Origin of the sequence: Prevotella sp. oral taxon 317 str. F0108, from assembly GCF_000162415.1 — a bacterium.
In the GTDB taxonomy this organism is placed as follows: Bacteria; Bacteroidota; Bacteroidia; order Bacteroidales; family Bacteroidaceae; genus Prevotella; species Prevotella conceptionensis.
Genome location: NZ_GG740072.1, coordinates 395,763 through 410,943 on the forward strand (window position 1 = coordinate 395,763; position 15,181 = coordinate 410,943).

The 15,181-nt window shown below is 45.9% G+C and carries 12 protein-coding genes; 10 read left to right on the plus strand and 2 right to left on the minus strand.

All coding sequences use genetic code 11. The features are described 5' to 3' along the window. The first annotated feature begins 549 nt into the window (after positions 1-549). The 6 genes from HMPREF0670_RS01370 to HMPREF0670_RS01395 are packed head-to-tail and all read left to right on the plus strand — an operon-like array spanning position 550 to position 7,950. On the plus strand, positions 550-2,391 hold the full coding sequence (locus tag HMPREF0670_RS01370; protein WP_009229367.1) for an ABC transporter ATP-binding protein: 1,842 nt from the start codon (positions 550-552) through the stop codon (positions 2,389-2,391). A gap of 30 nt (positions 2,392-2,421) precedes the next feature. Next, positions 2,422-4,404 carry an LTA synthase family protein gene (locus HMPREF0670_RS01375; protein WP_009229368.1) on the plus strand — a complete coding sequence of 661 codons (1,983 nt, stop codon included), beginning with the start codon at positions 2,422-2,424 and terminating at the stop codon, positions 4,402-4,404. A 2-nt stretch (positions 4,405-4,406) separates the two neighbouring features. Then, complete coding sequence (locus HMPREF0670_RS01380; protein ID WP_009229369.1) at positions 4,407-5,399, plus strand: lysophospholipid acyltransferase family protein; 993 nt, start codon at positions 4,407-4,409, stop codon at positions 5,397-5,399. After that, the gene (locus HMPREF0670_RS01385) at positions 5,396-6,190 is read left to right on the plus strand and encodes an alpha-1,2-fucosyltransferase (protein ID WP_044077586.1); all 795 of its coding nucleotides are present in this window, start codon (positions 5,396-5,398) and stop codon (positions 6,188-6,190) included. Before HMPREF0670_RS01380 ends, HMPREF0670_RS01385 begins: the two co-directional genes overlap by 4 nt. 14 nt (positions 6,191-6,204) lie before the next feature. After that, a complete protein-coding gene (locus tag HMPREF0670_RS01390; RefSeq protein ID WP_009229371.1) occupies positions 6,205-7,143 on the plus strand; it encodes a glycosyltransferase family 2 protein in 939 nt (312 codons plus the stop codon). Between the two features lie 18 nt (positions 7,144-7,161). Next, entirely contained in the window at positions 7,162-7,950 is a 789-nt protein-coding gene (locus HMPREF0670_RS01395; RefSeq protein ID WP_009229372.1) for a glycosyltransferase family 2 protein, read from the plus strand. Between the two features lie 218 nt (positions 7,951-8,168). On the opposite strand, the gene HMPREF0670_RS01400 is transcribed toward HMPREF0670_RS01395, so the two are convergent. Then, positions 8,169-8,939 carry a glycosyltransferase family 2 protein gene (locus tag HMPREF0670_RS01400; RefSeq protein WP_009229373.1) on the minus strand — a complete coding sequence of 257 codons (771 nt, stop codon included), beginning with the start codon at positions 8,937-8,939 and terminating at the stop codon, positions 8,169-8,171. 165 nt (positions 8,940-9,104) lie between these two features. Next, positions 9,105-9,929: a hypothetical protein gene (locus tag HMPREF0670_RS01405; RefSeq protein ID WP_044077587.1), complete on the minus strand. Its 825-nt coding sequence runs from the start codon at positions 9,927-9,929 to the stop codon at positions 9,105-9,107. 333 nt (positions 9,930-10,262) lie between these two features. Here HMPREF0670_RS01405 and ftsY point away from each other — a divergent pair, with 333 nt between their 5' ends. From ftsY to HMPREF0670_RS01425, 4 genes are all read left to right on the plus strand, one after another. Continuing rightward, positions 10,263-11,216, plus strand: a complete 954-nt coding sequence (gene ftsY / locus HMPREF0670_RS01410) for a signal recognition particle-docking protein FtsY (protein ID WP_009229375.1) — start codon at positions 10,263-10,265, stop codon at positions 11,214-11,216. A 253-nt stretch (positions 11,217-11,469) separates the two neighbouring features. After that, on the plus strand, positions 11,470-12,765 hold the full coding sequence (gene rimO / locus HMPREF0670_RS01415; RefSeq protein ID WP_009229376.1) for a 30S ribosomal protein S12 methylthiotransferase RimO: 1,296 nt from the start codon (positions 11,470-11,472) through the stop codon (positions 12,763-12,765). Next, positions 12,762-13,052 (plus strand): HU family DNA-binding protein, encoded by a 291-nt coding sequence (locus HMPREF0670_RS01420; protein WP_009229377.1) that lies wholly within the window; start codon positions 12,762-12,764, stop codon positions 13,050-13,052. The genes rimO and HMPREF0670_RS01420 overlap by 4 nt, the downstream gene beginning before the upstream one ends. Continuing rightward, positions 13,045-14,949 carry an HU family DNA-binding protein gene (locus HMPREF0670_RS01425; RefSeq protein WP_157579522.1) on the plus strand — a complete coding sequence of 635 codons (1,905 nt, stop codon included), beginning with the start codon at positions 13,045-13,047 and terminating at the stop codon, positions 14,947-14,949. Before HMPREF0670_RS01420 ends, HMPREF0670_RS01425 begins: the two co-directional genes overlap by 8 nt. Positions 14,950-15,181: the final 232 nt, after the last annotated feature.

A 15,181-nucleotide genomic window follows, 5' to 3' on the forward strand; every position in this document is an offset into this window, starting at 1 on the left:
ATACTCGATTAGGTCTTTTGTGTTAATAAATATGGATAATATGCCAACTGTTAATGCTCGATTAAGGGTGAAAAGGTGAAAAGGTGAAAAGGTGAAAAGGTGAAAAGGTGAAAAGGTGAAAAGGTGAAAGGGTGAAAAGGTGAAAGGGTGAAAAGATGAAAAGGTGAAAAGGTGAAAAGGTGAAAGGGTGAAAAGGTGAAAGGATGAAAGGGTGAAAGGGTGGAAGGTTGAGAGGTTGAAAAGATGGCTGCGCCTATCAGCTTGCTAACTCGTCAAGTTGTTAACTCGTCAACTCGTCAACTTCTCAACTCGTCTACCTGTCAACTTCTCAACTCGTCTACCTGTCAACTCGTCAACTTGTCTACTAAACTGATGTACGCACCAGCAGATGAACTTAAAATTGTTAAGAAACCCCACCAGGTGCAGAACAGATGGCCTGGATAATGAAAAACAAGGGTAAAGAAGTTGCGAAAGCGCGTAATTTACATTACCTTTGCACCACATTATGTCATTATACAGCACCCCTCGCAGGTGTGTAACACCCTATATATGAAAGAATTTTTACGAGTATTGCGTCGTTTTGTGCCGCCGTATAAGAAATATTTGGCCCTATCCATAGTGTTCAATGTCTTGTCTGCGATATTGAACATCTTCTCTTTCGCAACGCTGATACCCATATTGAACATACTCTTTAAGACAAGCGATGCCGCTAAACCTGTGCCGTACGTGGCTTGGGGAAGTGCGGAGAGCATTGGCCAGCTAGTAGACATTATCGTAAACAACCTGAATTATTACATACAGCGAATGATAGTGGAGTGGGGAGCAACAACCACCCTGCTTGTTGTGGGCTTACTGTTGGCTTTCATGACTATGCTTAAAACGCTTTCCTACTTCTTGTCGTCGGCTGCCATCATACCCATACGAACAGGTGTTGTGCGCGACATCCGCAACCAAATGTATCGAAAGATTACATCGCTTTCGTTGGGTTTCTTTTCAGAAGAACGAAAGGGCGACCTCATTGCGCGAATGAGTGGCGACGTTCAAGAGGTTGAGGGTTCCATCATGTCGTCGCTCGACATGCTGTTTAAGAATCCCGTTCTTATCATAGCCTATTTCATCACGCTGGTTGTTGTGTCGTGGCAACTAACGCTTTTCACCCTGATTTTCGTGCCTTTGTTCGGCTGGTTCATGGGTTATGTGGGGCGCAGGCTTAAGCAAAACTCCATTAAGGCACAGGCGTTGTGGAGCGATACGATGAGCCAAGTGGAGGAAACATTGGGCGGGTTGCGCATTATCAAGGCTTTCTGTGCCGAAGATAAGATGAATGCACGATTCGACAAAGTGAACAGCGCCTACCGAAACGACATCATGAAGGTGAACATTCGCCAGCAATTGGCGCACCCCATGAGCGAGTTTTTGGGTACGGTAATGATTGTTATCGTGCTGTGGTTTGGCGGAATGCTGGTTTTGAACAATCAGGTGATGCAAGGGCCAACATTTATTTACTACCTCGTTATTCTTTATTCTATCATCAATCCGCTGAAAGATTTCTCGCGTGCAGGCTATAACATCCCCAAGGGCTTGGCCTCGATGGAACGCATAGACAAGATTTTGAAAGCCGAGATAGACATTAAGGAGATGGAAAACCCTGTGCACATAAGCAGCTTTGAACATCAAATAGAGTTTAGGGACGTATCGTTTAGGTATGGTGAACAATGGGTGTTGCGCCACATTAATCTAACTATACGCAAGGGACAGAGTGTGGCTTTGGTGGGGCAGAGCGGTTCGGGCAAGTCTACTTTGGTAGATTTGATTCCGCGTTACTACGATGTACAAGAGGGCGAAGTGCTTATCGACGGCATAAATGTGAAAGACTTGGGCGTGCACGACTTGCGCCAGCTTATTGGCAACGTGAACCAAGAGGCCATCTTGTTTAACGACTCGTTTTACAACAACATTACTTTCGGCGTAGACAATGCCTCTATGCACGATGTGGAGGAGGCAGCACGCATAGCCAATGCGTACGATTTCATCATGGAGACGGAACATGGTTTTGACACAAACATTGGCGATAGGGGCGGCAGACTTTCGGGCGGACAACGCCAACGTGTGAGCATCGCTCGTGCAGTGCTTAAAAATCCACCCATACTTATATTGGACGAGGCAACTAGTGCTTTGGACACTGAGAGCGAACGACTAGTGCAAGACGCCCTTGAAAGACTGATGAAAACACGCACCACGGTGGCCATTGCCCACCGCCTGTCGACCATTAAGAATGCCGACGAGATATGTGTGATACACGAAGGGCACATCGTTGAACGTGGAACACATGAAGAACTGCTGGCCATTGATGGCTATTATCGTAAGTTGAACGACATGCAGTCGCTCTGAAACCACAGTTATTATAATAAGGAGTACAACATGAAAAGAAATCGTCTGGACATTATGCAAAGTCCGTTGGCGCCATTCGTGGCGTTGCTTGCCAACCTGCTTTTGGCTTTTGGCTTGTATATCGTGGCTCGAATAGAATTTTTGTTTGAGAACTACAATTACTTTTGTGCCGTCCTGTCGCCCGCCCGTCTTTGGCGATTGTTTTATGGCGGCTACATGTTCGACCGCTCGGCAATATTCTACACCAACTCCCTTTATGTGGTGATGATGCTTTTCCCGTTGTGGATGAAAGAAACGCCGTTGTATCATAAGGTATGTAAGTGGTTGTTCGTTGTGGTTAACTCACTCACGCTGGTAATCAACTTGGGCGATTCCGTTTACTTCCCTTATACCCTTCGGCGAACCACGACAAGCGTTTTCAGCGAGTTTAAGAACGAAAACAACCTAGGCGATGTGTTCTGGGGCGAGCTTTTAGAACACTGGTACTTGGTGTTGCTGGCTGCATTGTTGATATTTCTGCTGTGCAAGCTATACGTTACGCCTAAGGTTAGGGCAGAACAATATGTTTCGGTAAAGCAACGCGTGGCTTATAGCGGAATACAGCTATTACTGTTGGCTGCCGTCACCCCCTTTGGCGTTGCAGCCTGTCGGGGTGGTTTAGACTCAGCCATTAGACCAATAACCATCAGCAATGCCAATGAATACGTTGAACGCCCCACCGAATGTGCACTAGTGCTGAACACGCCATTTGCTCTTATTCGCACCATTGGTAAGAGTGTATTCACTGTTCCCGAATATTTCAAATCGCAAGAAGAATTGGAAAAGGTATTTACACCCATTCATAACAGGCATAGGCCCTCAGCTTTATCTGCGCTTGATGCTAAGAATGTGGTGATATTGATTGTAGAAAGCTTCGGCAGAGAATACATAGGTGCACTGAACAAAGAGCTGGAAGACGGTAATTATAAAGGCTACACCCCCAATGTGGACAAACTTATAGAACAAAGTGTTACCTACAAGTATTCTTATTGCAATGGGCGCAAGAGTATAGACGGCATGCCTTCTGTGCTCTGTGGAATTCCAATGTTTGTCGAACCGTTCGTACTTTCTCCACAATCCATGAACACTTACACTGGTTTGGCTGGCATCTTAAGTAACGAAGGATACAACACGGCCTTTTTCCATGGGGCCAATCGAGGCAGTATGGGGTTCTTGGCTTTTGCAAAGAAAACTGGGTTTAAGGAGTATTATGGACGCGAAGACTATGCAGCCGACCCGCGTTTTGGCGGTGATGCCGACTTTGACGGGCATTGGGGAATTTGGGATGAACCATTTTTGCAATACTATTGCGCAAAGATGAGCGAGATGAAACAGCCTTTCATGACGACAGTATTCACCGTTTCTTCGCATACGCCTTACGTCATTCCTGAAAAGTATAAGGACGTATACCCTGAAGAAGGACTGATTATGCACAAATGCATCAGGTACACCGACATGGCCATAGGTAAGTTCTTCGAGAGCGCACGCAAACAACCTTGGTTCAAGAACACTCTTTTTGTACTGACAAGCGACCACACCAACCTGAGCGACCATGCTCAATATCAAACGGATATAGGTGGATTTTGCTCGCCTATCATTATCTATGATCCCAGCGGCGAAATAGAACCAGGCATGCGCGACGGTATCGCTCAGCAGATAGACATATTACCCACTGTGCTCAGTATTTTGGAGTATAGTAAGCCCTTCCTTTCTTTCGGGTGCGACTTGATGACAACACCGATGGAGGAAACGTATGCAGTAAACTACCTTAACGGTATTTATCAATATGTGAAGTATGGATATGTGTTGCAATTCGATGGTAAACAAACCAAGGCTGTATATGCACTGGACGACCTCTTGATGAAACATAATCTTAAAGGGAAGGTGAAACAGCAAGCGCAGATGGAGCGTGAGGTTAAGGCTATCATCCAGCAATACATGTATAGGATGGTTAACGACAAATTGATGCCTTGAGAATGAAGAATGTTATCAGTTTCATTGCTTACTATCTATTGTATGCAGCTTGGTTCGTCTTTTCTCTCTTGCCTTTCTGCGTGCTGTACGTAATATCCGACTTCTTGTACCTTGTTACATATTATGTGGTGAAATATCGACGCCGCGTTATTCGGCGGAACATCGAGAGCTCTTTTCCTGAGAAGTCGGATGTTGAGCTTCGGTCGATAGAGAAGGGCTTTTATCATTGGTTTTGCGACTACTTGGTGGAAACGATTAAGCTGATGACCATGAGTAAGCGGCAGTTGATGGAACATCTCGTGTTTACGGGGACTGATGTTATTGACCACTATGTGGACCAGGGACGTTCGTGCGGTGTGTATTTAGGCCATTATGGCCAGTGGGAGTGGATAACTTCGCTACCTTATTGGATAAGCGACAAGGGTCTGTGTACGCAAATTTATCATCCTTTAGAAAACAAACGTTTCGACAGCCTTTTTAAGAAGGTGAGGGAAAAGCAAGGTGCACGTTGTATTGCCATGGCAGCAACCTTGCGACGTGTAGTGGCTTACCAACAACAGAAACAACCCATCGTGATGGGTTACATATCAGACCAAGTGCCGTTTTGGAACAATATCCATCACTGGTTTGATTTCCTTAATCATGATACACCTGTATTGACGGGAACGGAAAAGGTTATGAAGGCAACCAATCAGGTGGTTTTCTATTGTGACGTGTCACGAACTAAGCGTGGATATTATCGCTGCGACATGCAATTGATAACCGACCAACCCAAAGGGAGAGCAGACTTTGAACTGACTGACACCTATTTTGAAAAGCTGCAACACACCATTCGCCGAGATCCGGCCCTTTATCTTTGGAGCCATAACCGTTGGAAAAGAACACGGGAGGAGTTTAACCTACGATATGACGAAGCCACAGGCAGGGTAGATCTTGGTGACATTGAAGACATTAAACGTCGAAAACTGATACAACAAAATCAACAAGGAATATGATATTTGTCAAAGGATATGGGCAGATGTGCAATAATATTCTGCAATATGCACATCTTTACGCCTTCGGAAAAGAGCATAAAGTAACCGTCGTTTCGTTGCGTTTCTCTTATAAATACCGCTTTTTTGAAATTTGCAAAAAGTGGTATCACAACCCACTTACCTACATTCTCGGCAAACTACTCATTACTTTCCGCGTTATCACCTGCATTAAAGATGGGTCGAACATTATCCAAGACCAGCAGTTATGCAAGCCCTGGATTATAGCGAGTGCAGCCTGGCACCTACGTTATCCAGACTTGTTTCTCAAATATAGGGATGATATTGCTCGCATTTTTGAAATAAAACCAACTATTCAAGCAAAAGTAAACTGCTGGATGAACACCCATCCGCAGGCAGACATTAACTTAGGACTACACATCCGGCGCGGAGACTACATTCGTTGGCAGGGCGGAAAATACTTCTTCAGTGATGAAGTATATCATCGCATCATAAAAGATTTCATCGCATTGCATCCCAATGAAACCATCAATATTTACATTTGCACTAACGATAACGCGCTCAATATTGATGGCTTTACCGCTGTTCACCCCACCACTTTCCTTTCAGAAGGCAGTGCAATCGAAGACTTGCAACTCTTGGCATCATGCGATTACCTTATCGGCGTTAAAAGCACTTTCTCGCTTTGGGCGTCTTTTTATCGCCGCGTGCCGCTTTACTGGATTATGGATAAAGACGTACCGCTCACCGCGCAGTCATTTGTCTACTTCGACGACGTATTTACCACAGTCTAAATCGCTCACCCATTATGCCCAAGGTATCCGTTATTGTGCCCAACTACAACTATGGCCGTTTTCTTCCGCAACGCCTGGAGAGCATTCTCTCCCAAACCTTTCAAAATATGGAAGTCATTCTGCTCGATGATTGTTCCACCGACAATAGCCAAGCTGTTTTATCTCAATATGCCACACATCCATTGGTCAGTCGCATCGTTTTCAATGAAAAAAATAGTGGAAGCCCCTTTGCACAATGGCGGAAAGGTATTGACTTGGCCCAAGGCGAGTATGTTTGGATAGCAGAAAGCGACGATTATTGCGAGCCTACTTTATTGGCAACACTGGTCAGGGCACTCGATCAATATCCTACGGCCGCCATTGCCTTTGCCGGTGCTGTCTTGGTAGATGAGAATGGAAAGCCCACTGGAAGAGAGTTTGATTATTGGCACAAGCACGAGGACGGTTCAGTTCGCTTTTATCCTTCAAAAAGCTATCTGCGCAAATTGTTAATGTGGCGATGTTCTGTTTACAATGCTGCCGGTGTCCTGTTTCGTAGAGACCTGTACCTGCAAATTGACAAACGATACGCCGGCTTGCGTTATTGCGCCGATTGGTTGTTCTGGATTGAGATGGCATTGCGTGGGGATGTCGTAGAAGTTCGTAAGAAGTTGAATCGCTTTAGAATGCATAACGATAGTGTAACTGCACGTTCTGAGAAAACCAAAGGTGTTTTTGAAGAACAGCTTATCATCGCCCATCGCCTTTGGGCTCTACCTTTTATTGGCTCCTATCGTTTAAGTTTGGCGCGCGGAGCTTTCTACAAAAAAATTAAACGAATGTTTCCCGATGTCCAAAATCGCAAAGAGCCAATGCAAAGAGCGAAAGCATTAGGTGTAAAACGTTCTGATTATGTACTCGAACGTATCATCAAATCAATCCATCAAGTAATTCCTTTTCTATATCATTCATAATTTAAAACTCGGTTATATATGAAAACTTCGATCATCGTTTCAACCTACAATTGGCCTCAAGCCTTGCAAATTTGTTTGGGAAGCATACTGAAACAAACCGTACTGCCAGACGAAATCGTTATAGCTGACGACGGTTCTACAGGCGAAACACGGCGGCTTGTTGAAGAAATGCAGGCCAAAAGCAATGTACCCATTGAGCATGTATGGCATGAAGACAAAGGGTTTAGGCGAACCACCATCATGAACAAGGCAATAGCCCGTGCATCAGGTGACTATATTCTGCAAGTAGATGGGGATGTTATTCTGTCTCCTCACTTTGTGTCTGATCATCTCGAATTGGCGGAAAAGAACTATTTTGTATGCGGAAGTAGGGTAAAGCTTACGCCCCAAAACACCCAAGAAATACTAGCTACGTCTCAATTCAAACTCAAATACAGCAGCCTGCCCCTCACGTTTCTACTCAACAGTTTTCGTTCACGGCTGTTTCGCCACCTGTTGGCTGAGCGTTATGCCCGCAAAATAGACCACCTCCGGGGATGCAACATGGCGTTTTGGAAAAACGACCTTATCAAAGTAAACGGTTATAACGAAGACCTGGCGCAATGGGGACACGAAGACGGCGAACTTGCCTACCGTTTACATTTCGCCGGAGTAAAAAAGAAGGCACTCAAAATGGGTGGAAATGTGTATCATCTTTATCATAAAGAAGCATCAAAAAGTAATGAGCAACGCCATTTAGACGAACTGGAAAAAGTTAAACGCAATCATCTTGCTTGGTGCGAAAATGGATTAAACAAGCATCTTTAACTTGCGTTCATGGGTAGCTTAACAAAGCAAGTCTGTCACATTACATGGCTCGTCCTGCTGTGTGCCTAATCCCGAAGGGCCTTGCAATTCTTTTGTAACAGCCTTGAAGAAAGGCCGTACCATTTTACAAAGGAAGATGAAGTGTCGGTTAAAAGGAACGGGCGTGGCACGATGCCCAACTCTTTCTGTGCATCAATAATGTTTAATCTACCCAACTTCTATTTGGCTTGCCTCCTAAATTCAATCATCTTCGCTACAATAGTGAACTGATAGATGCCTTCCCATACGGCATGAATAAACCCAGGGACGCCATCCCTAAAGCCTCCTTTGAGAATGTACGAACGGAAGAAACGGAAGAATGGACGACCTAACAGTGCACCAACACCATAGTGTTTGTGGAGACGTTTTGAGATTTCATTGTCCGAATAGACATTGTTCTTGTTGTTCAATGTTGAGATAGAGTCGTTAGCCAGATGTTCGAAAGCCAAGTCTTTACGGTTTCTAGGTAAACGAATAACTCGGCCTTCTACTATGGGCGAGGCGTGTATGATGGCGGGCCAGGTTGTCACTTCTTTTTTAAAGAAACGCAAAATATAGTCGGGATAACAAGCATGCATGAACTTCCCCATGAAATAATTCTTGCGCGGAATGGCCACTCCCTCTGCGCATGCCGGCTGAGAGATGTGGTTGTACAGGTAAGTTCGTAGCTCTTCACTAACGATTTCATCTGCATCCAGCACCAAGACCCATGGAAATGAAGCCTGTTCAATGGCGAACTGGCGTGCGGGCTCAACGATGTTATGGTCTTTCTTTTCAAAAGTAACAACTCGGCAGCCCATGCCTTTCGCTATGTCCAAGGTGTTGTCTGTACTTTCCATGTCGCAAACCACAATCTCGTCAAAACCACTGGCTGCATTTATCACTTGCATCAAATGGCGTTCGGCGTTGTAAGTATTTATAACAACAGATATTTTCTTTTCATCATTCATGTTGCAAATGTAATTAATTCTTGTCTACAAACAACAAGCGTATACGTATTTATCCCGATTCAGATGACGCTCCTGTCTACATAATTCCCCTTAAACGGAGCTTTTTGGCGGCATTCCGTTTAAGGGGAGTTTGCCTTTCGAAGGTGGGATATGGTATTTATGGCCTTAGTAATTGTCGTCCTCGTCACCGATGTTTTCGGCCTCCATGCCCAGTTCGTCGTTGTCTTCTTCGAACGTTGTTCGGTAGCTTTCTTCGGTGAGGATGTCCTCGTCGAACGAATCGTCCTCATCCTCGTCGTCCTTATATTGGCTTTCCGAGTCGTTCACTTCGTCTTCGTCCTCATTGTCTTCGTCACGACTGCTAAGGTCTTTCTCGTCTGCAAAGTTGTCGTCGTGTCGGGATGTAACCCTTTCCATTTCGGGTTTTTCCTTAACGAAAATGGCCTCCACCCACGTTCCTTTCTCTATTTCAAGTGCTTCAAATCCGTCTTCGGTCTTCTTGTCGAACATGCCGCCTTTCTTGTGCAGACGGTCCTTTGGCAATACGGTCGTGCTCACCTCAAAGCCGCTTTCGATGATGTCTTTCACGCTTTGTGACAGCGAATCCCAGCCTCCGCCAAAGTTTCTGTCAAGCACTTCGATGAGTTTTGCTGCCGAAATGTGGCGTATGTTTTCGTAAGTAAGGTCGGTAACACGCATGATGGGGCGTTTCTTAATGGCCAGTTTCGTCTTTTGTCCTTCTTCCAGCCTTATCGCTCCCACCTTAAATCCGCGTTCCTCATACTTCTTTATGATTTCAGGTCGGTCTATCTTTATCTCTTCTGCTTCAAACGCGCTTTTCACAACGTCCATATAATGCCGTGCGTTATCTTTTAGGTCGGCGTCTTTTTCTGCTGCTTCCCACATTCTGAACACGTCATTCTCTTGTATGCTCCACACGTTGCTCTTGCTAAGTGTTTTAAGAGTCAAAGCTTTTTTTTCTTGTTTCATATATGATTGATTATCTTTCTTGCGATGATTGCTTATTGGGGGGATGTCACGTAAATGTGCCGTCTGCACAAAGACAACCCGATAGTCTGTTTTCAACCTTTTGTGTGTTGTATTGCTGCAAAATTATATACTTTCATTAAATCTACAAACTTTTGCAACAAAAATATTAATCACACCCCCATTATAGTTGTATCAAAATGCACATTCCACGTACTTGCGCCAAGCCAACCCCGCTTTCGGTTGATGCCAACGCGCAAACAATAGCCCACTAAACGCGCACTTGTGTAGGTTTTCTAAATAAAAATAAGTATCTTTGCAGCAAAAAGAAACGAAATGGGCATATTCGGGTTTTTCAACAAAAGCAAGAAAGAAACGCTAGACAAAGGTTTGGAAAAGACCAAGCAAAGCGTTTTTAGCAAGTTAACGCGTGCGATAGCCGGAAAGTCAAAGGTTGACGACGAGGTTCTCGACGACTTGGAGGAAATCCTAATCACATCCGACGTGGGCGTAGACACTACGTTGAAAATCATTGAGAGAATTGAAACACGGGTGGCTCGCGACAAGTATGTGTCGACAAGCGAACTGAACAACATCCTGAAAGAAGAGATTACCGCACTGCTTTCCGAGAATAACACGCAAGACAACGACAGTTGGGAACTCCCCGATACGGGTAACCCATACGTGATACTCGTGGTGGGCGTTAATGGAGTGGGAAAAACAACCACCATAGGTAAGCTGGCCCATCAGTTTAAACAAGCAGGCAAGAAGGTTTACCTTGGTGCCGCCGACACTTTCAGGGCTGCTGCCGTAGAGCAGATTTGCATCTGGGGCGAGCGCGTTGGTGTGCCCGTTGTGAAACAACAGATGGGCTCCGACCCCGCATCGGTGGCATTCGATACGCTCAGTTCGGCCAAAGCCAATGGTGCCGACGTAGTTATCATCGACACGGCAGGCCGACTACACAATAAGGTGGGGCTGATGAACGAGTTGAAGAAGATAAAGGAAGTGATGAAAAAGGTACTGCCCGAAGCTCCTAACGAAGTGTTATTGGTGCTTGATGGCTCAACGGGGCAGAACGCTTTCGAGCAAGCCAAGCAGTTTTCGGCCGTTACCAACATCACCGCATTGGCCATTACCAAACTCGACGGCACGGCCAAGGGGGGCGTGGTGATTGGCATCAGCGACCAATTAAAAGTTCCCGTAAAGTACATTGGCCTAGGCGAGGGCATGGAAGACCTACAACTCTTCAACCGCCAGCATTTCGTAGATTCGCTTTTCAATGAATAACAAAAGTTGCTGAGTTTGTAGTATAGTGAACTCGTTGAGTACTTCAACCTTCAAGTTCGTCGGTTTTTAATTGAGAACATGATGGTGAAACATTAAACTAGTGAACTTACAAACTCATCAACTTACAATGAATAAACGGGGCAACATCCCCATTCGCCTTGCCAGAGCACCACTGCATTCGTGCTGTGTCTCTTCGTTCCCCACGTTGTTCGTGCGGACAAGGCGACATCACAACAAGTACTCAAACATTAGAATGAAAAAGAATCAGGTTGACATCATCACAATGGGGTGTTCAAAGAACCTCGTTGATAGTGAATTGCTGATGAAGCAATTTGAAGCGAACGGATACCACTGCGTGCACGACAGCAAAAAACCGAATGGAGAAATCGTTGTTATCAACACATGTGGTTTCATAGAAAGTGCAAAAGAAGAGAGCATCAACACCATCTTAGAGTTTGCACAAGCCAAAGAAGAAGGGCGTTTGAAACAGCTTTACGTGATGGGTTGCCTGTCGCAACGCTACCAAAAGGAGTTGGAACAGGAAATACCGCAGGTAGATAAGTTCTACGGCAAGTTCAATTACAAAAACTTGCTTAAAGATTTAGGAAAGGGTGTCATCGCATCGTGCAACGGAACGCGCAGCATTACCACGCCCCGCCACTATGCCTACCTGAAAATTAGCGAAGGTTGCGACCGCAGTTGCGCCTATTGCGCCATACCGCTTATCACGGGCAAGCACGTAAGTCGCCCCAAAGAAGAAATTCTTGAAGAGGTGCGCAGCTTGGTTTCGCAGGGCGTAAAAGAGTTTCAAATCATCGCCCAAGAGCTTACTTATTACGGTGTAGACCTCGATGGGCAACGCCAGATAACCGATTTGATTAGCGAAATGGCCGACATCAAGGGCGTGGAGTGGATAAGGTTGCACTATGCCTACCCCAATCAGTTCCCCCACAGCCTGCTCCAAGTCATCAAGAACAAGCCAAACGTGTGCAAATACATCGACATCGCCCTGCAACACATATCCGACAACATGCTTACACGCATGCACCGGCATGTAACCAAGGCTCAAACGATGGAACTGATAAAGCGCATTCGCGAAGAAATACCCGGCATTCACCTGCGCACAACGTTGATGGTTGGATTTCCAGGAGAAACGGAAGACGACTTTAACGAGTTGCTCGACTTTGTGAAATGGGCGCGTTTCGAACGCATGGGCGCCTTTGCCTACTCGGAAGAAGAAGGTACTTACAGCGCGAAACATTACGAAGACGACATACCAGACGAAGTGAAACAACGCCGACTGGACCAACTGATGGCCCTGCAACAAGATATCAGTGCGGAGGTAGAGGCCCAAAAGGTGGGCAAAACGCTCCGAGTGATTATCGACAGAAAGGAAGGCGACTACTATATAGGGAGAACGGAATGGTCTTCGCCAGAGGTAGACCCCGAAGTGCTTATCCCAGCAACGGTGAAATTGCGCGTTGGAAGTTTCTACAATGTGCGCATCACCGACAGTGAAGAATTTGACTTATATGGTGAAATAGAATGAACAACAAAGAGTTTATAACCGAACTGGCGCAACAAACGGGTTATACACAGAACGTAACCCAAACATTAGTGCGCAACGTCATCGACGAAATGGCTGTACGTTTCGACGAGGGTGACGTCGTTTCGATACCTGGATTCGGCACATTCGAAGTGAAAAAACGACTCGAACGCGTGGTGGTCAATCCTGCCACCCAGCAGCGCATGCTAGTTCCACCTAAACTCGTGTTGAATTTTAGGCCCACGGCTTCCATTAAGGAACGTCTCAAAAATGGAGGTGAAGATGAATAACAGAGTTGGTATCCGCGAGTTGGCAATGGCTCTTGTCAATAAAAACAAGCTTTCTTTGAAGGAGGCCGAGAACTTTGTGGCAACAATGTTCGATACGCTTAACGTGGGATTGAACGACGATAAGCAAGTTAAGCTAAAAGGGCTTGGCACGTTTAAGGTGATGAGCGTTAGTGCGCGCAAGAGCGTTGACGTTAATACGGGCGAGCCGATAATCATTGATGGGCGCGATAAGATTTCCTTTACGCCCGACAGCACCATGAAAGATTTGGTGAACAAGCCCTTTGCCCAATTCGATACGGTTGTTATCAACGATGGTGTTGACTTGAAAGAGTTGGAGCGAATGGACTGGACGGAGACGACATCAGACGCTGACCGCACGCCCTTGAACGATAATTCGGACGATGCAGAGTTAACGCCCACCTCTACCTTGCCGCCTTCTAAGATTGAAACCGTGGTGAACCAAGCTGCCGATGCATTGGCTAGCGCACCCGTAGAAGTGCCCAACGAAACAGAAGTGCCGGTTAAGAAGGCTCCCGAAAAGAGTCATATTCTCACGATGCAACAGCTTTCGGCACTTAATGGCGACCAACGGCCAATTGCTGTTGCTGAAAATGCAGTGAATGCAACAACCCAACTTACCCTCACTGCCGACCAGTTGCGCCTGCTTAACGGCGGCGAAAGGCACAACGAACAGGAACAGCGTGTTGTTCAGCGTGCGGAGTTAGAGTTGGAGGAAACCTCCATTGAAACAGGAACAGGCGCGCCCGACATCCTTTCTGATGATGAAACGGAAGGGACACAAGCACAAACCCAATCGGTTGAAGGGCTTTCTGAGCAGGCAGACGAAACGCCCGATGCTACCGAAATGGATGTTGTAGATGGGGTAGAGGCAAGCGATGTGGAAGAAACACATAATGATGTGGAAGGCGAACCCGCAAAAGAAGAAGACATGCTTGATGCCGACAATGACATTGTAGATACCGATACCGACGCTGATAACGAGTGCGAACCTGTACAAGCGGCTTGCGCGATGCCTGTTGTTGAAGGCCTAACGCTTGTTGACGAGAACTTGGAGACAGAAGACGAGCTTACACCAGAAGATACGGAAAGCAACAGTGCTGACGACTCGGATGTGGAAACCGAACTTCAATCTGATGAAGAGGACTCAGACGACGACGACGAAACAGATGAAAACTCGTGTGAATACGAAGAGGACGAATGGGAAGAAGAGGAGCGCAGAAGAAAGCGCAGAAGGCTTATTGTGGCCTGTGTTGTTGGCATTATTGTGGTTGTTGGCGGTGTGGCTTGGTACCTATTGAACCAAATGCAGCTGAAAGACAACCGCATATCGCACCTCGAAACGCTATTGAATACCTCTAAACCTTCTGATTCAAAGGCATCCGAGCAGCCGCTTTCGCCTACCGATTCGGCACGTGAAGACTCGATAAACAGGCTAATAGATGCCCAAACCAAAGCCGATTTGGCAGCTAGCGAGGCGAAGATAGCACAAAATGCTGAGAAAAAGGCGGAGAAAGCAGACAATAAGAAGCCTGCTGCAACAGCCTCCGAGAATAAGAAACCTGCCGAAAAAACGGCGGATAAACCTGCGCCAAAGCAAGAGAAGGCTAAGGCCAACACAACCGAAAACCAAAACTACAAGCAATACGAGAAAGACGCCCGCGTGCGAACAGGTGCTTATAAGATTGTGGGTATTGCCCATGTGGTAACGGTTACAAAAGGTCAAACGCTTTATTCGCTAAGCAAAAGCATGTTAGGTCCAGGCATGGAGTGCTACATTGAGGCTGTTAACGGAAATGTGAAGGAACTGAAAGAAGGACAAAAAATAAAAATTCCTAAGCTTGAATTGAAGAAACCAAAGACAACATCTAAGAATTAAGCTTGTTGGGGGGACGTAAGCACTTGGGCTTGTGTCCCCTAAATCATTTCTAATGTTTCAAAACTCGCACCAATTTACCAACTCGCGAAAGTTAATACCCCACACTCCCATTAGGTCATTAACGCACAAACTGATTAACTCGAACCTAATCTACTTTACTTTACATACGCACGAACTCCCGAACTCATAAACTGGAAAACTCACCAACTCGCCAACTCACCAACTCGCCAAC